Genomic DNA, 20900 nt, shown 5'->3' with positions numbered 1-20900 from the left:
CCCGCCGGCACCCCGCCCGGCACGCGCGAGCGCGCCGAGCACCCGCAGCATCGAAAGAGACCCTCGTGACCGACACCGTCACCCCGCAGCCCGCCCCGGGCACCCTCGCCGACGCGATCGCGCGGGCGCAGCGCGTGCCCGAGACGCACGACTTCCCCACGGTCGACGCCCTGCTCGCCGACTTCGCCGGGCTCGCCGCTGCGCATCCGGACCTCGTGCGCGCGCAGCGCATCGGCACCTCCCGGCTCGGCGAGCCCATCCACGCCTACGCGATCGGCTCGGGCTCGCGGGACGTGATCATGGTCGGCGGCGTGCACCCCAACGAGCCCATCGGCTTCCGTACCCTGCAGCACCTGGCCCGCGAGCTCGTCGCCGACGACGCGCTGCGCGCCGCCCACGACGCCACCTGGCACCTCGTGCCGTGCATCGACCCCGACGGCACGCGCCTCAACGAGGGCTGGTTCGCCGCCCCCGGCGATCGCATCGCCTATGCGCGCCGCTTCTACCGCCCCGCTCCCGACGAGCAGGTGGAGTGGTCGTTCCCGTTCGCGCACAAGGACGCCTGGTTCGACCGCGTGATGCCCGAGACGCAGGCGCTCATGCGGCTCATCGACGCGACGACGCCCGACCTGCTCGTCGGCCTGCACAACGCCGAGCTCGGCGGCGTCTACTACTACGTCACCCGCCCGCTCGAGGGCATCGTGGATGCGCTGCACGCCATCCCCGCGGCGCTCGACCTGCCGCTCGACGCGGGCGAGCCCGAGTCGCCCGACCTCGAGGCGCTCGCGCAGGCCGTCTACCGCGCGCCGCTGTCCAGCGAGCACTACGACTACCTCGAGTCCCTCGGCCTCGACCCCTCGACCGAGGTCGGCGGCGGCGGATCCGCCGACTACATCGCCAGGCACGGCACCTTCGGCCTCATCGCCGAGCTGCCGTACTGGTCGCACCCCGACGCGGTCGACGCCTCCGGCTCCGGCCGTCGCTACCGCGACGTCATCGCCGAGAAGTCGCAGGCGCTCGCCGACCTCGGCGCCGTGCTGCAGTCGGCGCTCGACGAGGCCGAGCCCGACCTGCCGGTCGCGACGCCCTTCCTGCGCGCATCCCGTGCGTTCGTGCCCGCGATGGCGCACATCGCGGCCTCGGAGGCCGCGCGCCTGCCGCTCCTCGACCCCGAGCGGGAGGCGACGGTCGCGGAGGTCTTCTCGAACGCCGACGTCGTGCGGATGTTCCAGCTGCGGTTCGGCGGCATCCTGCTGCGCGCGATCGACGCGGAGGTGCAGGCGGGCACGGCGCCCGTGCGGCTGCGCCGCGTGCGCGAGCGGCTCGCCGCCCGCTACGCCGCGTGGTGCGCCGCGGCCGACGCCGTCGAGGGCCTGCAGCCGCTGCCGATCGCGAGCCTCGTGGGCGTGCAGGTCGCGTCGACGCTCGCTGCGTCGTCGCTGCTGCGCGACGCGGCCGCCAGCACGCGCGCCGGCGCGACCGAGGCGCTCGCCGCAGGGGTCACGGCATGACCCGCGCGATCGGCGCGAGGCTGCTCGAGCTCGCCATCGTGTTCGTCGGCGTGACGTTCATCATCTACGCGATGGTCTTCTCGCTGCCCGGCGACCCGATCGCGGCGCTCGGCGGCGACCGGCCGCTGCCCGAGAACGTCGTCGCGAACATCCGCGCGCAGTACCACCTCGACGACCCGCTGTGGCTGCAGTACCTGCGCTACCTCGGCAATCTGCTCACGGGTGACCTCGGCACGACCTTCCAAGGCGCGTCGGTGGCGGAGCGCATGGGGGCGCGCTGGCCCGTCACGATCACCCTCGCGCTCACCGCGTGGGCCATCGAGGTGGTCGTCGGCGTCGTGCTCGGCCTCGTCGCCGGCCTGCGCAAGGGTTCGATGCTCGACCGGACCGTGCTCGTCGGCACGATCCTCGCCACCTCCATCCCCGTCTTCGTCGTCGGCTCGGCGTCGCAGCTCATCTTCGGCCTGCGCCTGGGATGGTTCCCCATCGCCGGCACGGGCGCGGGCTGGCCGACGTCGTACCTGCTGCCAGCCATCGTCATCGCGCTCTTCGGGCTCGCCGCGACCGCACGGCTCACACGCGGCTCCGTCATCGACACCATGCAGTCGGACTTCGTGCGCACGCTCGTCGCGAAGGGCCTGCGCCGACGCGACATCGTCGGCGTGCACGTGCTGCGCAACTCCGTCGCACCCGTGCTGACGTTCCTCGCGATCGACCTCGGCTTCCTGCTCGGCGGCACCGTCGTCATCGAGGCCATCTTCAACCTGCCCGGCATCGGCCAGATGCTCTTCGAGGGCATCCGCACGCACGAGGGGCCGACGGTCGTCGGCGTCTCGACCGCGCTCATCCTGATCTTCCTCGCGACGAGCCTCGTCGTCGACCTCATCAACTCCGCCCTCGACCCGAGGATCCGCGCATGACCGGCGCCGTCATCCCCGTCGACCTGCCCGTCGCGACCGCGGGCCAGCGCGGCGTCTGGGCCACGCTGCGCCGCCGCGTGGTGTTCTGGATCTGCTCGGCCGTGCTCGCGATCCTCGTCGTCGTCGCCCTGGTGCCGCAGGCCTTCGCGGGCCTCTTCGGCCAGCCCGACCCGCGCGCCTGCCAGCTCGGCGACTCCTCGCAGCCGCCGTCGGCCGCGCACGTGTTCGGCACCGACCTGCAGGGCTGCGACATCTACGCCAACGTGATCTACGGCACGAGCACCTCGATCTTCATCGGCGTCCTCACGACGGCGCTCTGCCTCGCCGTCGCCATCGTGCTCGGCACGCTCGCCGGCTACGTCGGCGGCATCGCCGACCGGCTCATCTCGCGACTCACCGACGTCTTCCTCGGCTTCCCCTTCCTGCTCGGCGCCATCGTCGTGCTGAACTCCGTCGGCGGACGCTCGCCCGTCGTCGTCGCCCTCGTGCTCGCCTTCTTCTCCTGGCCGACGATGGCGCGCCTCGTGCGCGGCGCCGTCCGCGGCGTCAAGGGCACCGAGTACGTGCAGGCGGCGCAGGCCATGGGCATCCGCGACTCGCGCATCCTCGTGCGGCACGTCGTACCGAACTCGATCGGCCCCGTCATGGCGATCGCCGCGACGATGGTCGGCAGCGTCATCGTCGCCGAGTCGACCCTGACCTTCCTCGGCGTCGGCCTGCAGTCGCCGTCGATCTCCTGGGGGCTGCAGCTGTCGAACGCGCAGGCGTACTTCTCGTCCGCGCCGCACATGCTGCTCTTCCCCAGCCTCTTCCTCTCCGTCACGGTGCTCGCCCTCATCACGCTCGGCGACATCCTCCGCGACGCCCTCGACCCGAAGGGACGACGATGACCTCCACCGAGGACATGACCACCTCCACCCCCGACATCACCGCCGAGGCGACCGTCGACCACGCGCCGACGGGCGCCGCGAAGGCCGCGGCGATCCGGGATGCACTCGCCTACGCCGAGCGCTGGGTCGCCTTCCAGGGCGAGCTGCTCGGCACGCCGGGCATCCAGCTCGCCGTGCGGCACAAGGGCGAGCTGCTGCTCGACATGGCCTGGGGCGTCGCCGACGTCGTGACCCAGGAGCCGCTCACGACGAGCCACCTCTTCCGCATCGCGTCGCACTCGAAGACGTTCACGGCCACGGCGGCCATGCAGCTCGTCGAGTCGGGCGAGCTGCGCCTCGACGACACGATCGAGCGGTGGGTGCCCGCGCTCGCCGGGTCGGGCGTCGCGGCCGTGACGGTCCGCGAGCTGCTCGGACACCAGGGCGGCATCATCCGCGACGGGTCCGACGCGAACTACTGGCAGCGCGGCGGCGGCGTCTTCCCCGACCGCGACGCGATCATCGCGATGGCACGGGCCGAGGGCGTCGTGTACGAGGTCAACGAGCACTTCAAGTACTCGAACATCGGCTACTCGCTGCTGGGGCTGGTGCTCGAGGGCGCCTCCGGCATGTCCTACGCCGAGCTCGTCGCAGCACGCATCACGGGCCCGCTGGGCACGACGAGCATGGGCCCGGAGTGGGTCGCCGAGCGCGACGGCGAGTTCGCCGCCGGCCACACCGGCCGCACGCGCATCGACGAGCCGCGTCACCGCATCCGCCACGTCGACACCGCGGCGATGGCGCCCGCGACCGGCTGGTTCGCGACCGCCGCCGAGCTCACGGCGTACGGATCCGCGCACGCGTTCGGGAACGCGACGCTCGTGACGGATGCCTCCAAGCGCCTGCTGCAGCGGCCCGAGTCGGCGATCACCCACGCGGGCGTCACGCGCCACTACGGCCTGGGCTTCGACGTCGAGTCGATCGGGTCGCGCGCCGTCGTCGGCCACTCGGGCGGCTACCCCGGCCACATCACGCGCACGTGGATCGACCCGAAGGACGACCTCGTCGTCTCCGCCCTCACGAACGCGATCGACGGCCCCGCAGGCACGATCGCGACGGGCGTCGTCGCGATCGTCGACCTCGCCCTCGCGCTCGCGGAGGAGGTCGAGGCGGATCCGTCGCTCGCGGTGCCCCAGGCGATCGCCGCCGAGCTCGAGGGCCGCTTCGCGAACCTGTGGAGCGTCGAGGACGTCGTGCCGCTCGGCGGCCGCCTCGTGACGCTGTACCCGAAGGCGCCCGAGCCCACCGGCTTCGTCGTGCGCCTGCGCACGACCGACGTGGCCGACGCGCTCGCGACCGACGACGTCGCGGGATTCTGGGCGACGGGCGAGCCCGCGGTGTTCGGCCGCGACGCCGACGGCGCCGTCGAGACGCTCACGACGAGCGGCATGACGAGCTGGCGCATCGACGTCTGGCGCGACGCGCTCGCGTCGGGCGACCTCGCGAGTGCGCTGCCTAGGGTGTCGCTGTGACCGACGCCGCCGCATCCGCCCCCACCGCATCCGACGCTCCCGGATCCGACGCTCCCGCATCCGAATCGGCAGCGCAGGCGCCCGAGGTCGTCGATCCGCGTGAGCGGATGCCCCTGGAGATCGACGAGCGCATGCGCGCGTTCATCGAGGACTTCGCGTACGCGTGGGGCACCGCGGGCAATCCGCGCATGGACGGCCGCGTGCTCGCGCTGTTCATGGTCGTCGACGCGCCGCTGCTGTCGTCGGCCCGCATCGCGCACCTGCTCCACGCCTCCGCCGGCGCGGTGTCGATGGCGACGCGGTCGCTGCTCAGCATCGGCTTCATCAAGCCCGTGTCGCTGCCGGGCGACCGCAGCCACTACTTCCGCGTCGAGGACGACGTGTGGGGCTCGTTCCTCGCCGGCGAGCGCGAGTCGCTGCGCCGCATCGAGTCGACCCTCGCCGAGGGGCTCGAGACGCTCGCGCCGCAGGGCGAGGGACCGCGGCGGCGGCTCGAGTACGCGCGCCGCTACTTCGGCTGGCTGCCCGGCAGGCACCGCGAGATCCTGGCCGACTGGCAGCGCTACCGCGACGAGGTCGACCGCGAGCAGGCATCGACGGAGGACGAGGGATGAGCGAGCCGCTGCTGCAGGTGGAGGACCTGCGGGTCGACTTCCGCGTCGGATCGGAGGTCGTGCCCGCCGTGCGCGGCGCATCCTTCGCGCTCCACCGCGGCGAGGTGCTCGCGCTCGTCGGCGAGTCGGGCTCGGGCAAGAGCGTCTCGGCGCTGTCGCTCGTGGGCCTCCTGCCCGACACGGCGACCGTCTCGGGATCCGCGCGACTCGACGGCGCCGAGCTCATCGGGATGCCGGAAGGCCGCATGCGACAGGTGCGCGGCGACCGCATCGCCGTCGTCTTCCAGGATCCGACCAACGCGCTCGACCCCGTCTTCACGATCGGCTTCCAGATCGGCGAGATGCTGCGCAGGCACCGGCCGTCGATGACGCGCGCCGAGCGCCGCGAGCGCACGCTCGAGCTGCTGCGCATGGTCGAGCTGCCCGATCCCGAGCGGCGCATCCGCTCGTACCCGCATCAGCTCTCCGGCGGCCAGGCGCAGCGGGTCATGATCGCGATGGCGCTCTCGTGCGACCCCGAGCTGCTCATCGCCGACGAGCCGACGACGGCGCTCGACGTCACGGTGCAGCGCGAGGTGCTCGACGTCATGCGTCGTCTGCAGCAGCGCACCGGCACGTCGATCCTGCTCATCACGCACGACATGGGCGTCGTCGCCGACATGGCCGACCGCGTCGTCGTGCTGCGCCGTGGCCTCGTCGAGGAGACCGCCGAGGTCCAGGCGCTCTTCGACGCGCCGCAGGCGGCGTACACGCGCGAGCTGCTCGCGGCGGTGCCGCAGCTCGGCTCGCCCGAGCGGCAGGCGCCGGAGCCCACCGAGCCCGTGCTGCGCGTGCGCGACCTCGTCGTGGAGTACCCGGTGCGACGCGGCGTCGTGCGCGCCGTCGATGGCGTCTCGCTCGAGATCGGCGAGGGCGAGATGCTCGCGCTCGTCGGCGAGTCCGGCTCGGGCAAGTCGACGATCGGCAAGAGCATCCTCGGACTCGCCCCGCTCACGGAGGGATCGGTGACGATCGCGGGCCTCGACCTCGCGTCGGCGTCGCGACGGCAGGTGCGCGAGGCGAAGCGCTCGATCGGCGTCGTCTTCCAGAACCCGACGGCGGCGCTCGACCCGCGCGCCACCATCGGCGAGTCGATCGGCGAGCCGCTGCACGCGCACGATCGGATGCGCGGCGCGGGCCTCGCCGCCCGCGTGGGCGAGCTGCTCGAGCGCGTCGAGCTGCCCGCCTCGTGGGCGGCCCGCTACCCGCACGAGCTCTCGGGCGGGCAGCGGCAGCGCGTCGCCATCGCCCGCGCCCTCGCGCTGCGGCCGAGCCTGCTCATCGCCGACGAGCCGACGAGCGCCCTCGACGTGTCCGTGCAGGCGACGGTCCTCGAGCTGCTGCGCGAGCTGCAGCGCTCCTTGCGCTTCGCGTGCCTCTTCGTCAGCCACGACCTCGCGGTCGTGGACGCGCTGTGCGATCGCGTGGCCGTGCTGCACCGCGGCAGGATCGTGGAGCTCGGCGCGCGCCGCGCCGTGCTCATGGCGCCGGAGCACGAGTACACGCAGCGCCTGCTCGAGGCGGCGCCGCTGCCCGATCCGCGGGCGCAGCGGGCGCGGCGCGCGGCGTAGGGCTCGGTCGCGATGGTCCAGACCGACTTCCTCGCACCGCACGCGAGGCTCGTCGAGGACGCGGCCGGCGCCGCGATGCGCGCCGCCGGTGCCAGCGACGACCCGACCCGGTGGGAGCGCGTCGAGCACGGCTCTGCGAACCTGGTGCTGCTGCAGGACGGGGTCGCGGTGCGGGTGGCCAGGACGCCGGCGGTCGCCGAGGCATCCCTGCGTGCGCAGCGGCTCGTCGACGCTCTGCCGTCGCTGCCCTTCGCCGTGCCGCGCTCGCTCGCGGCGCCGGTGCACGTCGACGGCGTCGTCGCCATCGCGCAACGGCGCCTCGCGGGGCATCCCCATCCGCACGGCAGCGGCGATCCGCGCGCCGTCCGCGAGGTGCTCGACGCGCTGCGCGACGCGCCGCTCGACGGCCTCGAGGAGCACCTCGCACCGGCCCGCTCCTTCATGGGTGCCGAGCGATGGCCCGAGATCATGACCGAGCGGGCCGTGCCGATGCTCGACGTCGGCGTGCGGCGTACCGCACTGCGTCTGGCGGAGGATGCCGCTGCCGTCGCGGCCGACGCCCGATCGCTCGTGCACGGCGACCTCGCCGGCGGCAACGTGCTCTGGCAGGACGGTCGCGTCGTGGGCGTGCTGGACTGGGATCTCGCGAGCCTCGACGATCCGGCGGTCGACGTCGCCGCCCTCGGCGGCTGGCACGGCTGGGACGCGGTCGCGTTGGGCGCCGACTCCGCGACGATCGAGCGCGCACGGCTGCTCGCAGCCACCCATGTGCTGCAGGCGCTGTGCTGGACGATCGTGCAGGAGCGTCCGCAGGCCGAGGTCGCGCGAGCCGTGGCACGCGCGAACGCTCGGCTCGCGGCCTGACGCTGCGCCGCCGGGTCCACCCCTGGTGCCCGCGGCCACGGCCTGGCGATCGTCGAGCATGACCCGCCGCGCGCTCGTGTCCGGAGGCGGCATCGCCGGCCTCGCATCCGCCTTCTGGCTTCAGAGGACGGGGTGGGAGGTGCGGGTGCTCGAGCGCGCCGACGCCTTCCGTGACGGCGGGCAGAACGTCGACGTCCGCGGGCTCGCACGCGAGGTCGTGGATCGCATGGGCATCCTGGAGACGATCCGCGAGCGGACGACGATCGAGGAGGGCACGCGGTTCGTCGGCCGCGCTGCGCGGCTGCGCCTGGAGCGATCACCTGGATTCTGCTTGCGCTTGAGCCCGGCGCAGAGCTCCCGCAGCTCGGCGCCTTCACCATCACCCCGGAGTTCGTTCGGAACAGGCGACCGGCGTCCTGTCTGCTGGCCAGAGCGACAGCGGAGGCCCAAGCGTGGTGCCCGTTCTGGTCGACGGGCAGGCTCGAATCATGGCTGGCTCGATCATCTCGGCAGGAGCGCCGAGCGGTCAGCCGTGCCTGGGAGACGTTCCAAACCGCATCTGCGGATCATCGGTTCTCACGACTCCGGTCGGCACGATTCTGTCCAACACTGGTTGGTCGATCTCCACACCCTGACGAGGCTGGCTCGCGCGTCGCCCTAGCGACGCGCGAGCCACACGTTCAACTCATCGCGCCAACGCAAGCGGCGGTGCCCGCGGCGATCGCCAATATCACTGCCCCGAAAGCCGCTCGGAACGGCGCCGGACGACGTCCGGCGATCAACGAAGCCAGGGCGAGCAGAGCAACCGCAACGAGAATCGAGATCGTCGCAATCCCAGCCAGCTTTGCGCGGTAAGGCCGGAAGCACAACGGTGGCCCACCCCAGCCGCATATCTCCGGCCCACTTATCGCAACGATCCAGAGAATCGCGATCGCGATCCCGCCGACCGCGACGGCGCCGGCGAGCCAAAAGCGGCGACGCGACGGCGCAGTCTCGATCATGGAGACCATTGAATCGCAGCCCAAGTCGAACGCACTATGGCCCGGCCCGTCAGCTCTTCGACGCCGCTGACGCTCACGCTTACCTCCTCGCGCAAGGTGGCCCGGAGGGGTCGACAGCATCGTCGTCCACTCCCCTGCCTCACGGTCTAGGACGGCTGCTCGTTCTCGACGACCTGGCGGCTGCCGACGCGGGTGATGCTGAGCGTCTGGCCGACGCCGGCGTAGCCGAACAGGTCGACGGAGACGCTGCGGGTGATCCCGCCCTTCTCAGCGTTGCCCCATGGGGTCTCGCGGAGCCGGCCGGTGAACACGACCTTGACGTGGCCGGATGACTGGGCGATCGCGACGAGGTTCTCGGCCTTCTTGCCGCGCACGGGCACGTCGTAGCCGGTGGCGGGTCCGTCCTGCCACTGCTCGTTGGCGTCCTGGTAGCGGTCGGCGACGATGACGCGGGCGCGCGTTCACGTGCTCGAACGCGACGTCGTCGGTGCTGACGTCGACCTCGCTGCACGCGACCCCTGCGGTGCCGAGCGCTCGCTTGGTGGCAGTGCACTGGACGCATCCGGGCTTGCCGTAGACGGTGATGGTTCCCATGTCGGCCCCTCCCCGACGGGATGCACGCGGACCTCGAGCGGGTCTCGTGGGTGCCGGAGGATCGCTGACGCCCGCGCGCCGCGCGCGTCAGGGCCAGAAGCCGTCCCCGACGTCCTGGCCCGACTCCGTCGTCGGTCGGTCTCCGCTCGGCGGCCAGAGCGCGGGTGCCTCTCGGTTGCGCTCGAGGCACCGCTCGTGTGACGATGGAATCGTTTCCGTCATGGAAACGATTCCACGCACCGAGGCAGGAGCAGCATGGCGACCATCAAGGACGTCGCGGCACGAGCCGGGGTCGGGCTCGGCACCGCCTCGCGCGTGCTGACCGGCAGCACGCAGACCTCCCCCTCCTCCCGCGAGCGCGTGCTGGCTGCCGCCGCCGAGCTCGGCTACGTCGCCAACGGTCCCGCCCGATCGCTGCGGCGCGCGCGCACGGACGCGCTCGGCCTCCTGGTCTCCGACATCCGCAACCCGTTCTTCTCCGAACTCGCGCACGCCGCCGAGCAGGAGGCCCGCGCGCACGGCTACGCCGTGCTGCTCGCGAACGCCAACGAGGACGAGCGGCAGGCCGACGACGTGCTGCGCACCTTCGCGTCGCAGCGCATCGACGGGCTCATGCTCTCGCCCCAGGGCCCCGCCACGCCGCAGCTCGAGGCCCTCGTCGCGCGGAACGTGCCGATCGTGCTGCTCAACCGGCGCATCGACGGCCTCGACCTGCCCTTCTACGGCACCGACAACGAGCAGGGCGTCGGCCTCGTGCTCGACCACCTGCAGCGACGCGGCCACCACGAGGTCGCCTACGTCGGCGGCACGCCCACGATGTCGACGGGCGTCGAGCGCGCCCGCGCCTACCTCGGCGGTCGCGCGGCGCATGGCATCTCGACCGACGACGCACTCGTGGAGGCCGGCGACTTCCAGACCGAGGGTGCCGCGGCCGCGATGCTGCGCATCCTCGACCGCGGCGTGCAGCCCACCGCGGTGTTCGGCGCCAACGGCGCGACGACCGTCGGCGTGCTGCGCGCCCTGCGCGATCGCCTCGGGGCGGATGCCGCAGCCGCGATCGAGGTCGTGTCGTTCGACGACTTCGACTGGTTCGCGTACGCCTCCCCTCCCATCACCGCCGTGCGCAACGACGCCTCCGCCATCGGTCGCGCCGCCGTGCAGGGCGTGCTCGCGCTGCTGCGCGGCGAGCAGGCCGAGTCGGTGCGCGTCGCGACGACGCTCGTCGACCGCTCCGGCAGCTGACCACGACCACCTCGCAAGGAGACCCATGCGCATCGCACTCGGCGCCGACCACGCCGGCTTCCCGCTCAAGGACGCCGTCCGCAGCGCCATCGAGGCCCTGGGGCACGAGGTCGTCGACTGCGGCACGCACTCGACCGACCCCGTCGACTTCCCCGACGTGACGCAGGCGACGTGCGCGCCGGTGACGGCCGGCGACGCCGACCGCGCCATCCTCGTGTGCGGCACCGGACAGGGCGCCATCATGGCCGCGAACAAGCTGCCCGGCATCCGCTGCGGACTCGCGCACGAGCCCTACTCGGCGCACCAGGCCGTCGAGCACGACGATGCCAACGTCATCGCGATGGGCGCGTGGCTCGTGCCGCACGCGCTCGTGCCCTCGATCGTGCGCGAGTTCCTCGACGCGACGTTCGACGACGACGCGGACACGCGTCGCCGCGTCGCGAAGCTCAACGACCTCGACCGCCTCGTCCCCACCCCCACCGACTGACACCACGGCCGCACGCGCGACCGGATCGAAGGAGATCCGCATGTCCAGCACCACCACGCAGACCGATCGCAGGAGCCCGCTCGGCTCGAGGGATCGCGTCAAGACCGCCATCGCCGCCGGCGTCGGCACGAGCGTCGAGAACTACGACTTCATCTCCTACGGCACGGCGGCGGCGCTGTACTTCGGCGTCGTGTTCTTCCCCGCCGAGGATCCGCTCGTGCGCAACCTGCTCGCGTTCTCGACCCTCGCCGTCGGCTTCCTCATGCGCCCGCTCGGCGGCGCGATCGGCGGCTACCTCGGCGATCGGTTCGGCAGGAAACCCGTCCTCGTCGGCGCGATGATCGTCATGGGCGCCGCGACGTTCGTCATCGGGCTGCTGCCGACCTACGACCAGATCGGGCTCGCCGCACCGATCATCCTCACCGTCATCCGGATGGTGCAGGGACTCGCGTTCGGCGCGGAGTGGGGCGGCGCCATCACGATGGCGTACGAGCACGCGCCCTGGCATCGACGCGGCATGTTCGCCGCGATCCCGCAGTCCGGGAACCCCCTGGGCATCGCCCTCGCGAGCGCGATGTTCGCGTGGTCGTCGACGCTCGAGGGCGACTGGCAGTGGCGCACGCCCTTCCTCTTCTCCTCGGTCCTCGTGATCGTCGCGCTCGTCGTGCGGTCGCGCCTGTCGGAGTCGCCGGAGTTCCAGGAGGCGCAGGCACAGGGGCGGACGGCGAAGAACCCGCTGCTGAAGACGCTGCGCGAGGACTGGCGCTCGATCCTGCGCGTCATCGCGCTGCGCGTCGTCGAGTCGTTCGCCTACTACTCGACCGCGACGTACCTCTTGAACTACCTCTCGGAGCGCGACCCGTCGCTCCGCCCCGTCGCGCTCGGCGCGATCACGGCCGCGAGCATCGTCGCGATCGGCATGACCTTCCTCATGGGATCGCTCACGGACCGGATCGGACGCAAGCCCATCTACGTCGGCGCGTGCATCGCGGCGATCGCGTTCGCCTTCCCGATGTACCTGCTGACGAACGATGGCGTGCCTGCGCTCGTCGTGGCGGTCTTCATCGTCGGCATCGGCGTCATCCACGCGTCGCTCACGGGCGTGCAGGGCTCGCTGCTCACGGAGCAGTTCCAGACCGCCACGCGGACGTCGGGCGCCTCGCTCGGCTACCAGCTCGCGGCGGCGATCGGCGGCTTCGCGCCGCTGCTCGCGACAGCGCTCGTCGGCGTCTTCGGCTGGCCGGGCGCGTCGATCCTGTACATGGTCGCCGGCGTGATCGGCCTCGTCGGCATCCTCGCCACGCGCGAGACGTTCGGCCGCGCCGAGCGGGAGCGCGTGCGCGCGCTCGTCGACGCCGCGCGCTGACGACCCAGGACGCGGTGCGCTCGCCCGCGAGGACGAGCGCACCGCGTGACGACGGACGGGGCTCGACTCAGCCGCCGACGACCTCGGCGAGCTCGCCGAGGACGAAGGTCCAGCCCTGCCGGTACGCGGCGGCGGGGGCGTCGTCCGCCCACGGCCCGGAGTGCCGCACCGTGACGAGCGTGCCGTCCCCGTCCGGCGCGAGCGCGACGTCGAAGGCCTCGTCGGCGCTCGTGCCGTCCGCGTCGCTCCAGACCCACGTGGCAGCGAGGTGGTGCGCGTCGGCGTCGACGACGAGCACCTCGCCCGTCAGCGAGATGCCGGCGTCCGGGGCTGCGATGCGCAGCGCGCCGCCCGGACGCACGTCGGCGTCGATGGTCGTGTCCCGCCAGTGGCGCCACCACCAGGTGCGGAGCCCTTGCTCCGTCGCCACCGCCCGCCACACCGTCTCGACGGGTGCCGCGACGCGCTGCTCGACCTGCAGCACGCCGTCGGCCATCCGCGTCCACGCGTCGTGGCTCGGCATCGCGAACGCACGGGGCGCGAGGCCGGCGAGCACGTCGCCGAGGCCGTCGAGGTGCGCCTCCCAGCCGGCGCCGTAGTCGGGCACCGGCTGCGGCGCGACGAGCTCATGGCGCAGCCGGAGCGTCGAGCCGCCCTCGGATGCCTGGACCGAGAGATGGACGACCGAGCCCGGCTCGCCCGTCCATCGCCAGGCGATGGCGATGCTGCGACTCGGCTCGCACGCGAGCAGTCGGCAGTCGGCGCGATCGCCGGGCTCGTCGCCAAGCCGCAGGCCGAAGGCGTCGCCGACGCTCGGCCGCTCGCCGGACTCGATGGCGCCGAGCCAGCGCGCGAGCCGCTCGGGCTGCACGAGCGCATCCCACACCTCGCCCGGATCCATGGGCAGGCGTCGCTCGACCTCGACGATCGGGCGGTCGCCCGAGCCGACGAGCGCGCGGACGAGGGATGCGGGCACGGTGCTCATGCGGACGCCTCCTCGGCGTGCGGCCGGCTGCCGCCGGCCGCATCCGCGCGCGCGGCGCGTCGTCCGCGGCGCAGCTCGGTCTCCAGCGCGTCGAGCCGCTGCGGCCAGAGCGCCGCATAGCGCTCGACCCAGGCCGTCACCTCGGCGAGTCCGCCGGGAGCGAGCCGGTAGATGCGCTGCGCGCCCTGGGGCTCGACGTCGACGACCCCCGCCTCGCGCAGGGCGCGCAGCTGGTTGGAGACCGCGGGCTGCGTGATGCCGAACTCGGCGTGCGCGACGGCGCCGAGCGCGCCCGCCGGCTGCGGACCGTCGGCGAGCGCCTCGACGAGACGCCGCCGGACGGGATCGGCGAGGATCGCGAACGCGTTCATGCTTCATGAATATCACGCGAGCGTGATCCTCGTCCACTGCCGTGCGATCAGGCCTCTCGGGACCGCACGGATCCAGCATCCGACGAGAGGTAGCCGTCTCGCCAGGCGACGCGCGCGAGGTCGATCTTCGTGCTCGCCGTCTGCCCGACTGCCCGATACTTCGCCCGCACCCGGCGCAGGTAGACGCGCGCGGTGTCCTCGCGCACGCCGATCGCCTCTGCGACGGCGCCGATCGTCATCCCCGATGCGTAGAGCGAGAGGACGCGCTCCTCCTGCACGCTGAGCCGCGGCGCCGCGGCATGGCGCTCGAGGGTTCGGCGGGCCCGCTCGGTGACGGCGTCGCGTCCCGCCGCGACGGCGCGCACCGTCTCGACGAACGCGGTCTCGGCGTCGTCGACGGCGGCCGCGCCGTCGAAGAGCTCGGCAGGCGGTCGCGGCGCATCGCGACGATCGGGCGCGCCGACCACGGCCATGATCCGCACGTCCTGCGCGCGCAAGGGTACGAGGACGGCACGCAGGCGCACGGGGTCGACGCCGTCGTGGATGCCGACCACGACGAGCTCCGGCCAGGCATCCCGACGCGTCGAGCGCAGCCAGCGCACGATCTCCTGGAGGCTCGCAGCCGCGAGGAGGACGTCGACGTCGAGCTCGGTCGCGAGGAGCTGCCGCATGCGCGACCGCTGCATCGTGTACGTCTCGACGATCGCGGCGGTCCTCGCCCTCGCAGCGCTGCGTGCGTGCACGTGCACCTCTCCTTTCTGCATGTGGAGTGCTCGCTGACACATCCACCTGCATCGAGGAGTCGGAAGGAGGTCGAAAGTGACGCGACGGACGCGATGTGTACCCCTCCCGGGTGTCATGGAACTGCATCCAACGACCCCCGAACGCATGGCACGCGCATAGGCTCGAGACGAACCACCCGCGTCGTCCCAGGAGCACGCCATCGCATCCCGCCTCGCTCCCGTGCTCGACGCACCGTCCCCCGACGAGGACCTCGGCGCGCTCGCGACGGCCGACGACGCGACGCTCGTCGCGCTGCTGCGGCAGGGCAGCCTCGCCGCATACGAGACGCTGTGGACCCGGCACGTCGACGTCGCGCTGCGCGTCGCGCGCAGGGTGGACGCCGAGCACGCGGAGGACCTCGTGTCCGAGGCGTTCCTGCAGCTCCACGACCAGGTCGCCGTGCGCGGCGGCGGGCCGACGAGCGACGTCCGCGGCTACCTCCTGGCGACCGTCCGCCATGCCGCGCAGCGATCGTGGCGGCGACGCCTGCAGGTCGTGCCGACCGACGAGGCCGAGCCCGCCGCGGAGGACGAGCGGCTCGGCGACGTCGAGCGGCAGGAGGAGGCGGCCCGCCTGCTGCGCGCGTTCCGCAGCCTGCCGCCGCGTTGGCAGCGCGTGCTCTGGAGCCTCGACGTCGAGGGATCGGGGCGCACGGCCGCCGCCCTCGAGCTGGGCCTGCAGGGCAACGCGGTCTCGGCGCTCCACGGCCGCGCCAAGCGAGGCCTTCGCGTCGCGTGGCTCCGCGAGCACGTCGCGGCGGACCTCCGCGACGACGCGCGCCACGTCGCGCATCTCCTGCCGGAGTTGCTCGCGACGGGTCGGGGCATCGACGGCCGCGTCGAGGCGCACCTGGCCACATGCGCTCGATGCGTCGATGCCGTGGCGACGCTGCGCGAGGTGTCGGTGGGGCGCGCGGGCCGCATGCTGCCGCTCGGCTGCCTCGCCGCGCTCGCCGTCGCGCTGCCCTCCGCGAGCTCCTGGGTCGCGCCGGCCGCGGTCGCGGCGACGGTGCTGCTCGGCGTGCTCGGGTCGGCGGCCGCGATCGTCGGCACGGTCGTGCTGGGCGGCGCGGCGCCCGTCGAGCCGGTGCCAGCACCGCAGGCCGCGACGAGCGAGGCCGATGACGCCCCCGCCGCGACGACCGCCCCGACGACGCTGCCGAGCGACGAGCCCGCGGCCGAGGACGACGTCCCGCCGGCTCCGTCCCCGACGGCCCCGACGGCCCCGACGGCCCCGACGACGAGCGCCGACGACGAGGTCGCCCTCGAGGTGTTCCTGCCCGAGGACGGTCCGCAGGGGATGCCGCAGCGTCCGGCGCCGCCCGCGCCCGCCGAGCCGGGCACCGTCGCGCCGCCCGCGGAGGACTCCCCGATGCCGGCGCCCGTCGTCGCGACGGCGGCGCCGTCCTCCGCGTACCTCGCCCCCGTCCTCTCGGGCACGGCGACGCCGGGCTCGCGCATGGCGATCGCGATCGCGCCCGGCGGCGACGGCTCCGCTGCACCCGCATCCGCCCCGGCCGCCGCCGCCATGTCGTCCGAGCCGACCGACGGCGTCGACGGCCAGGACGTCTACACGGTGGCCGTCGGGCGCGATGGCGCCTGGTCGTTCGACGTGCGGACGCTCGGGCTCCGCGCCGGGCAGCACGTCGCGACGGTGTGGACGGTGATCGGCGACGAGGCGTCCGCCGCGACGACCGTGCCCTTCGAGATCGTGGCGCTCGGCATCGAGGGCTTCCCCGAGTACGACGTCGTGACGCTCGGCGGGGCGATGGACGGCGCCACGCGCTTCACGCTCACCGGACCGCCGTCGGGATCCGTCTGCATCGACTCCGACACCGGGCAGTCGGCGATCGTCCCGCTCGACGCGGCCGGCTCCGCGACCCGCTCCATCCGCTTCCTCAACTACGGCATCTACGTGCTGCGGCTCACCGCCTGCGACGGCACCGCGTTCGGCCCGGACGTGCCGCGGACCGTGTCGGTCGTCGAGGGATTCTTCGACCCGTACGTGCTCGACGACGTGCGGTGGTGGGAGCTCGACGAGCCCGGGATCGACGAGTCCTGGATCGAGGAGCCGACGCCCGCGGAGCCCTGAGCCGAGCCGCGCTCGTCCGGGCGGCGCTCGAGGACCGGCTCGCGTCGCGCGTCAGCCTCGGAAGACGCCGACGAGCAGCAGCGCCGGCACGCCGCCGGGCTCCTCGACCGTCGACAACGAGACGCCCGTCGCCGATGGCGCCGTCCATCGCGCCTGCGCCCGGCTCCACGCGCCGTGGTCGAGGTCGTAGTGCCCGCGTTCCGCATCGGGCCAGCGCTCGGCGACCATCGCCGCCCACGTCTCGGCCGCCAGCAGGGCGTCGTGCGTGCCGATGACGCAGACCCCGGACTCCGTCCACGCAGCCCTCAGCCGGATGTCGTCGTCGCTCACCCTGCGATCGTACGTCCCCCGACCGGAGGGATGCGGGGCACGAACCGCGAGCGTGGGGGCGTGCGGCGTCCGGATGCGCGACACGCCCGGGATGCACGATCCTGCGATCGCTGCAACCGATCCGCATCCCCCTCCCGATACGAGGGCAGGGACGCACCCCGCGTCCGACCCAGACACAAGAGTCAGGAGAAGCGATGAAGCGCAAGATCGCGATCGGCGGCGCCGCGGTGCTCGCCATGTCGGCACTCAGTGCCGCCCCCGCCCTCGCCGCAGAGGGCGACGCCACCGTCTCCGTGCTGCACGCCGTGCCGGACCTCGTCGTGGACGTCTACGTGAACGGCACCGAGACCGTGCCCGACTTCCAGCCGGGCACGCTCACCGACCCGCTCATGCTCGCGCCGGGCGCGTACGACATCCAGGTCTACGCGGATGGCGCCGGACCCGCCGAGGGCGGCTCGCCCGCCATCGAGGCGAACGACGTGCAGGTGCCCGCGAACGCGAACGTGACGCTCGTGGCCCACCTCGACGCGAACGGCAACCCGACGCTCGGCGCCTTCGTGAACGACACGGAGCCCGTCCCGGCCGGCCAGGCCCGTCTCACCGTCCGCCACCTCGCCGCGGCGCCCGCCGTCGACGTGCGTGCCGGTGGCACGCCGGTGGTCGAGGACCTCACGAACCCGAACGAGGCCTCGCTCGTCACGGCCGCCGGCACGGTCTCGGCCGACGTGACGCTCGCCGGCACCGAGGACGTCGTGATCGGCCCGGCCGACCTGACGCTCGCCGAGGGCACGAACACGATCGTCGTCGCATGGGGCAGCGCCGAGGCGGACAACCTCGCTCTCGCGGTGCAGACGGTCGAGGCGCACAGCGCGCCGACCGGCGTGCCCTCGGGCCTCGGTGGCGCATCCGACGACGCCGCCGCGCCGGCCATCGTGCTCGCGCTCGCGGGCATGCTCGGCCTCGCGGCGGCCGTCCTGTGGCGTCGCTCGCGGCTCGTCGAGGCGCGCGAGCGCTGATCGCCCAGCGGCGGTGACCGCCGCCGCGCCCACCACCCGGGCCTCCGCCGCCCCCGGCGGGGGTCCGGGTGCTCGACCGGACAGGAGCAGAGGATGCCGAAGCCGCGCACCGCTCGTCGCGCCGCGATCGTCGCGGGCGTGACCGCCGTGGCGCTCGCCGTCGTCGGCGGCGTCTGGCTTGCGACGGGCGACCGGTTCGAGGTGCAGGACTCCACGGCGAGCCCGGCGCCGTCGCCGACCGCATCCCCGAGCCCGACCCCGACCCCGACGCCGTCGCCCTCGGCACCGCCGAGCATCGATCGCACCGACGCCGGCATCGGCGCCCAGCAGCCGCCGGCGCAGGACGTGCCGGTGGAGGTGCGCGTCGAGGACGTCGGGCTCGACCTGCCGATCATCCCGGTCGGCGTCCGCGCCGACGGGCAGATGGACGTGCCGCTGTACGTCAGCGAGGTCGGCTGGTACGAGTACGGCCCCGCACCCGGCGCGACCGAGGGGTCGGCGGTGCTCTCGGCGCACGTCGACTCCGAGCTGGGGGCTGCGCCCATGGCCGCTCTCTTCGACGTCCAGCCGGGCGCCCTCGTCGAGGTGACGACGGCCAGCGGCGCGGTGCTGCAGTTCCGCGTCGAGCAGGTCGAGCAGCTGGGCAAGGCGCAGCTGCCGCTCGACGAGCTGTTCGCGCGCGACGGGCCGCCGGTGCTGCGGCTCGTGACGTGCGCGGGCGAGTTCGACCCCGTGGCGGGAGCCTACGAGGACAACCTCATCGTCACGGCGACTCCGGTCGGGGCGTGAGCGTCGATACGGTGGGCGGGTGACCGCATCGCAGGGGCCCGACGACGAGGCGATCGCGGTCGCCTTCTCGCAGGGGCCGAGCGACGCGGGCCTGCGACTCGCCTACGAACGCTGGGGCGGTCTCGTGCTGGCGCTCGCGCTGCGGGTCATGGACAGAGCGGATGCGGAGGACGTCGTGCAGCAGACCTTCGTCTCGGCGTGGCGGTCGCGCGACCGCTACGACGCCGACGCCGGTCCGCTCGGCGCGTGGATCGTGCAGATCGCGCGCAGACGCATCGCCGACCACTTCCGCGTCGCCGCCGTGACGCGCGAGCGGGCCGTGGACCCCACCGACGTGCTCGATCGCGCCGAGCGGGCCCATCCGATCGACGTGCCCGACGCCGTCGCGGGGAGCATCCTCGTCGAGCAGACCCTCGCCGAGGTCGACGAGCCGCAGCGGACGATCGTGCGACTCGCCGTCCTGGAGGATCTGCCGGCATCCGCGATCGCCGCCCGCCTCGAACTCCCGGTGGGCACCGTCAAGAGCCACCTGTCGCGCACCCTGCGCCGACTCCGAGACCGATGGGAGGGGACTCGTGCAGCACATCCCGCATGACGACCTCGCCTGGCGCGCCGCCGCGCGCGGCCCCGTCGACGACGAGGTCGAGGAGCACCTGCGCACGTGCGCGCTCTGCGCCGCCGAGCTGGAGGCGCTCGAGCAGACCGTGGAGCGCATCCGCGACGGCGCGCTCGAGCCGGCCCCGCTGCCCGAAGGGCTGTGGGATCGGATCGCCGCGGAGGTCGCGGGGGATGCGACGTCGCACGACGAGCGGCCCGCCGAGGTCGTGCCGCTGCCGGTCGCGACCGAGGATGCGCCACCGCGAGCGCGCGATCGCCGCATCCGCCGACCGCTCGCGCGCCGCTTCTCGGGCCGGGCGCTCGTCGTCGCCTGCGTCGCGACCGCGATCGTCGTCGGCGGCGGCGTCGGGCTCGGCGCCTGGATCGCGCAACGACCGCCCGCCGAGCAGGTGCTCGCGTCGATCGACCTCGCACCGCTCGAGGACGGGCTGGCCGACGCATCCGCGAGCATCGTCGAGCGCGACGGCCATCGCGTGCTCGTCATCGACGCCGCGAGCCTGCCGTCGGCGGAGGGCGCCACGCTCGACGTGTGGCTCATCGACGCCGACGTCGTCGGCATGGTGAACGTCGGCATCCTCGACGAGGACCACGCCGAGTACGTGCTTCCCGACGACCTCGACCTGGGCGAGTTCCCCATCGTCGACGTCTCGATCGAGCCGCTCGACGGCGATCCGACGCACAGCGGCGCCAGCATCTGGCGCGGCTCGCTCGCCTGACGCCGCCCACGGCCCGGCGCAAGCCCCGTGCGCGCAGACGCGCGGCACGATGGGGTGGACGGATGCGCACCTCACGACCGATCGCCGTCTACCTCCGCGACCACGAGACCGGTGCCGAAGCGGGCCTGCGCGCCTTCCGACGCGCCGCCGGCAGCCACCGCTCGCGCCCGTGGGGGTCGGACCTCGCGCACCTCGCGGGGCAGGTCCGCGACGACCTGCGCACCGAGCAGCGCATGCTCCGATTCCGCAGCGTGCGCCGTCGTCGGCTCGGCGCCGTCGTGGTGGCGCTCGGCGAGCGTGCGGGTCGACTGAAGGGCAACGGCAGGGTGCTCCGTCGCTCCCCAACCACCGACGTCATCGAGCTCGAGGGACTCCTGGCCCTCGTGCAGGCGAAGCGCGCCCACTGGCGCACGCTCGAGCTCGCCGGGCTCCTCGAGGGATCGGGCATCGACGTCGGCGCGCTCGTCTCGCGCGCCGACGCGCAGCTGCGCAGGCTCGATGCGGCGCACGACCAGGCGGCCGCGGCGCTGCGGGCGCGTGCGCGCTGACCACGAGCGCCGGCTGGGCCCGGGCGACTCGGCCCCGGCGCGA

At 73.6% G+C, this 20900-nt stretch carries 24 protein-coding genes; 17 read left to right on the top strand and 7 right to left on the bottom strand.

Annotation, left to right across the window (positions count from 1 at the left end):
- Nucleotides 1–65 precede the first annotated feature (65 nt).
- Genes C1N71_RS00430 through C1N71_RS14825 form a run of 8 tightly spaced genes read left to right on the top strand, consistent with a single transcriptional unit; the run spans nucleotide 66 to nucleotide 8581 of the window.
- Nucleotides 66–1511, top strand: coding sequence for a M14 family zinc carboxypeptidase (locus tag C1N71_RS00430; RefSeq protein ID WP_137754603.1), 1446 nt, complete (start codon nucleotides 66–68; stop codon nucleotides 1509–1511).
- On the top strand, nucleotides 1508–2431 hold the full coding sequence (locus tag C1N71_RS00425; protein ID WP_137754602.1) for an ABC transporter permease: 924 nt from the start codon (nucleotides 1508–1510) through the stop codon (nucleotides 2429–2431). The genes C1N71_RS00430 and C1N71_RS00425 overlap by 4 nt, the downstream gene beginning before the upstream one ends.
- On the top strand, nucleotides 2428–3321 hold the full coding sequence (locus C1N71_RS00420; RefSeq protein ID WP_137754601.1) for an ABC transporter permease: 894 nt from the start codon (nucleotides 2428–2430) through the stop codon (nucleotides 3319–3321). The genes C1N71_RS00425 and C1N71_RS00420 overlap by 4 nt, the downstream gene beginning before the upstream one ends.
- Nucleotides 3318–4832: a serine hydrolase domain-containing protein gene (locus C1N71_RS00415; RefSeq protein ID WP_137754600.1), complete on the top strand. Its 1515-nt coding sequence runs from the start codon at nucleotides 3318–3320 to the stop codon at nucleotides 4830–4832. The genes C1N71_RS00420 and C1N71_RS00415 overlap by 4 nt, the downstream gene beginning before the upstream one ends.
- The gene (locus tag C1N71_RS00410) at nucleotides 4829–5446 is read left to right on the top strand and encodes a GbsR/MarR family transcriptional regulator (protein ID WP_137754599.1); all 618 of its coding nucleotides are present in this window, start codon (nucleotides 4829–4831) and stop codon (nucleotides 5444–5446) included. Before C1N71_RS00415 ends, C1N71_RS00410 begins: the two co-directional genes overlap by 4 nt.
- A complete protein-coding gene (locus C1N71_RS00405) occupies nucleotides 5443–7056 on the top strand; it encodes an ABC transporter ATP-binding protein (protein ID WP_175414032.1) in 1614 nt (537 codons plus the stop codon). The genes C1N71_RS00410 and C1N71_RS00405 overlap by 4 nt, the downstream gene beginning before the upstream one ends.
- 12 nt (nucleotides 7057–7068) lie before the next feature.
- Nucleotides 7069–7920 carry a phosphotransferase family protein gene (locus C1N71_RS00400; protein WP_137754598.1) on the top strand — a complete coding sequence of 284 codons (852 nt, stop codon included), beginning with the start codon at nucleotides 7069–7071 and terminating at the stop codon, nucleotides 7918–7920.
- Complete coding sequence (locus tag C1N71_RS14825; RefSeq protein ID WP_368074133.1) at nucleotides 7823–8581, top strand: FAD-dependent monooxygenase; 759 nt, start codon at nucleotides 7823–7825, stop codon at nucleotides 8579–8581. Before C1N71_RS00400 ends, C1N71_RS14825 begins: the two co-directional genes overlap by 98 nt.
- A gap of 19 nt (nucleotides 8582–8600) precedes the next feature.
- Here C1N71_RS14825 and C1N71_RS00395 read toward each other — a convergent pair whose 3' ends face one another.
- The 3 genes from C1N71_RS00395 to C1N71_RS00390 all read right to left on the bottom strand — a co-directional run bounded on the left by C1N71_RS00395 (nucleotide 8601) and on the right by C1N71_RS00390 (nucleotide 9515).
- The gene (locus tag C1N71_RS00395; protein WP_137754597.1) at nucleotides 8601–8921 is read right to left on the bottom strand and encodes a hypothetical protein; all 321 of its coding nucleotides are present in this window, start codon (nucleotides 8919–8921) and stop codon (nucleotides 8601–8603) included.
- A 146-nt stretch (nucleotides 8922–9067) separates the two neighbouring features.
- Nucleotides 9068–9295, bottom strand: a complete 228-nt coding sequence (locus C1N71_RS14820; RefSeq protein WP_175414024.1) for a hypothetical protein — start codon at nucleotides 9293–9295, stop codon at nucleotides 9068–9070.
- Nucleotides 9189–9515 carry a glutaredoxin domain-containing protein gene (locus tag C1N71_RS00390; protein ID WP_137754596.1) on the bottom strand — a complete coding sequence of 109 codons (327 nt, stop codon included), beginning with the start codon at nucleotides 9513–9515 and terminating at the stop codon, nucleotides 9189–9191. Before C1N71_RS00390 ends, C1N71_RS14820 begins: the two co-directional genes overlap by 107 nt.
- A 255-nt stretch (nucleotides 9516–9770) precedes the next feature.
- Here C1N71_RS00390 and C1N71_RS00385 point away from each other — a divergent pair, with 255 nt between their 5' ends.
- From C1N71_RS00385 to C1N71_RS00375, 3 genes are read left to right on the top strand one after another with little or no spacing between them, the layout of a single operon-like run.
- Entirely contained in the window at nucleotides 9771–10757 is a 987-nt protein-coding gene (locus C1N71_RS00385) for a LacI family DNA-binding transcriptional regulator (protein ID WP_137754595.1), read from the top strand.
- 25 nt (nucleotides 10758–10782) lie between these two features.
- Entirely contained in the window at nucleotides 10783–11244 is a 462-nt protein-coding gene (locus C1N71_RS00380) for an RpiB/LacA/LacB family sugar-phosphate isomerase (RefSeq protein ID WP_137754594.1), read from the top strand.
- Nucleotides 11245–11284: 40 nt separating this feature from the next.
- Nucleotides 11285–12610, top strand: coding sequence for an MFS transporter (locus C1N71_RS00375; RefSeq protein ID WP_137754593.1), 1326 nt, complete (start codon nucleotides 11285–11287; stop codon nucleotides 12608–12610).
- A 67-nt stretch (nucleotides 12611–12677) separates the two neighbouring features.
- Here C1N71_RS00375 and C1N71_RS00370 read toward each other — a convergent pair whose 3' ends face one another.
- From C1N71_RS00370 to C1N71_RS00360, 3 genes are read right to left on the bottom strand one after another with little or no spacing between them, the layout of a single operon-like run.
- Nucleotides 12678–13595, bottom strand: a complete 918-nt coding sequence (locus tag C1N71_RS00370) for an SRPBCC family protein (protein WP_137754592.1) — start codon at nucleotides 13593–13595, stop codon at nucleotides 12678–12680.
- On the bottom strand, nucleotides 13592–13966 hold the full coding sequence (locus C1N71_RS00365) for an ArsR/SmtB family transcription factor (protein WP_137754591.1): 375 nt from the start codon (nucleotides 13964–13966) through the stop codon (nucleotides 13592–13594). Before C1N71_RS00365 ends, C1N71_RS00370 begins: the two co-directional genes overlap by 4 nt.
- Before the next feature lie 47 nt (nucleotides 13967–14013).
- A complete protein-coding gene (locus C1N71_RS00360; protein WP_137754590.1) occupies nucleotides 14014–14709 on the bottom strand; it encodes a helix-turn-helix transcriptional regulator in 696 nt (231 codons plus the stop codon).
- A gap of 220 nt (nucleotides 14710–14929) precedes the next feature.
- Between C1N71_RS00360 and C1N71_RS00355 the strand changes: the two genes are divergently transcribed.
- Nucleotides 14930–16840, top strand: coding sequence for an RNA polymerase sigma factor (locus C1N71_RS00355; protein WP_137754589.1), 1911 nt, complete (start codon nucleotides 14930–14932; stop codon nucleotides 16838–16840).
- Between the two features lie 51 nt (nucleotides 16841–16891).
- Here the strand turns inward: C1N71_RS00355 and C1N71_RS00350 are convergent, their stop codons facing one another.
- Complete coding sequence (locus C1N71_RS00350) at nucleotides 16892–17170, bottom strand: hypothetical protein (RefSeq protein ID WP_137754588.1); 279 nt, start codon at nucleotides 17168–17170, stop codon at nucleotides 16892–16894.
- A gap of 194 nt (nucleotides 17171–17364) precedes the next feature.
- Between C1N71_RS00350 and C1N71_RS00345 the strand changes: the two genes are divergently transcribed.
- The 5 genes from C1N71_RS00345 (at nucleotide 17365) to C1N71_RS00325 (ending at nucleotide 20857) form a co-directional block, all read left to right on the top strand.
- Entirely contained in the window at nucleotides 17365–18186 is an 822-nt protein-coding gene (locus C1N71_RS00345) for a DUF4397 domain-containing protein (protein WP_137754587.1), read from the top strand.
- Nucleotides 18187–18279: 93 nt separating this feature from the next.
- Nucleotides 18280–18975, top strand: coding sequence for a class F sortase (locus C1N71_RS00340; protein ID WP_137754586.1), 696 nt, complete (start codon nucleotides 18280–18282; stop codon nucleotides 18973–18975).
- A 19-nt stretch (nucleotides 18976–18994) separates the two neighbouring features.
- Nucleotides 18995–19570: an RNA polymerase sigma factor gene (locus C1N71_RS00335; protein ID WP_254678042.1), complete on the top strand. Its 576-nt coding sequence runs from the start codon at nucleotides 18995–18997 to the stop codon at nucleotides 19568–19570.
- The gene (locus tag C1N71_RS00330) at nucleotides 19551–20309 is read left to right on the top strand and encodes an anti-sigma factor (RefSeq protein ID WP_137754585.1); all 759 of its coding nucleotides are present in this window, start codon (nucleotides 19551–19553) and stop codon (nucleotides 20307–20309) included. The genes C1N71_RS00335 and C1N71_RS00330 overlap by 20 nt, the downstream gene beginning before the upstream one ends.
- 62 nt (nucleotides 20310–20371) lie before the next feature.
- Nucleotides 20372–20857 (top strand): hypothetical protein, encoded by a 486-nt coding sequence (locus C1N71_RS00325; RefSeq protein ID WP_137754584.1) that lies wholly within the window; start codon nucleotides 20372–20374, stop codon nucleotides 20855–20857.
- Nucleotides 20858–20900 lie beyond the last annotated feature (43 nt).

It is taken from the genome of Agrococcus sp. SGAir0287, assembly GCF_005484985.1.
GTDB lineage: Bacteria > Actinomycetota > Actinomycetes > Actinomycetales > Microbacteriaceae > Agrococcus.
This window is presented reverse-complemented; position numbering and strand designations above follow the sequence as displayed.

Excerpts from the sequence above, each read along its gene's own strand:
- C1N71_RS00425 (WP_137754602.1), top strand. The coding sequence starts at position 1,508 with ATGACCCGCGCGATCGGCGCGAGGCTGCTCGAGCTCGCCATCGTGTTC.
- C1N71_RS00420 (WP_137754601.1), top strand. The coding sequence starts at position 2,428 with ATGACCGGCGCCGTCATCCCCGTCGACCTGCCCGTCGCGACCGCGGGC.
- C1N71_RS00415 (WP_137754600.1), top strand. The coding sequence starts at position 3,318 with ATGACCTCCACCGAGGACATGACCACCTCCACCCCCGACATCACCGCC.
- C1N71_RS00405 (WP_175414032.1), top strand. The coding sequence starts at position 5,443 with ATGAGCGAGCCGCTGCTGCAGGTGGAGGACCTGCGGGTCGACTTCCGC.
- C1N71_RS00400 (WP_137754598.1), top strand. The coding sequence starts at position 7,069 with ATGGTCCAGACCGACTTCCTCGCACCGCACGCGAGGCTCGTCGAGGAC.
- C1N71_RS14825 (WP_368074133.1), top strand. The coding sequence starts at position 7,823 with ATGTGCTGCAGGCGCTGTGCTGGACGATCGTGCAGGAGCGTCCGCAGG.
- C1N71_RS00395 (WP_137754597.1), bottom strand. The coding sequence starts at position 8,921 with ATGATCGAGACTGCGCCGTCGCGTCGCCGCTTTTGGCTCGCCGGCGCC.
- C1N71_RS00390 (WP_137754596.1), bottom strand. The coding sequence starts at position 9,515 with ATGGGAACCATCACCGTCTACGGCAAGCCCGGATGCGTCCAGTGCACT.
- C1N71_RS00385 (WP_137754595.1), top strand. The coding sequence starts at position 9,771 with ATGGCGACCATCAAGGACGTCGCGGCACGAGCCGGGGTCGGGCTCGGC.
- C1N71_RS00380 (WP_137754594.1), top strand. The coding sequence starts at position 10,783 with ATGCGCATCGCACTCGGCGCCGACCACGCCGGCTTCCCGCTCAAGGAC.
- C1N71_RS00375 (WP_137754593.1), top strand. The coding sequence starts at position 11,285 with ATGTCCAGCACCACCACGCAGACCGATCGCAGGAGCCCGCTCGGCTCG.
- C1N71_RS00370 (WP_137754592.1), bottom strand. The coding sequence starts at position 13,595 with ATGAGCACCGTGCCCGCATCCCTCGTCCGCGCGCTCGTCGGCTCGGGC.
- C1N71_RS00365 (WP_137754591.1), bottom strand. The coding sequence starts at position 13,966 with ATGAACGCGTTCGCGATCCTCGCCGATCCCGTCCGGCGGCGTCTCGTC.
- C1N71_RS00345 (WP_137754587.1), top strand. The coding sequence starts at position 17,365 with ATGAAGCGCAAGATCGCGATCGGCGGCGCCGCGGTGCTCGCCATGTCG.
- C1N71_RS00340 (WP_137754586.1), top strand. The coding sequence starts at position 18,280 with ATGCCGAAGCCGCGCACCGCTCGTCGCGCCGCGATCGTCGCGGGCGTG.
- C1N71_RS00325 (WP_137754584.1), top strand. The coding sequence starts at position 20,372 with ATGCGCACCTCACGACCGATCGCCGTCTACCTCCGCGACCACGAGACC.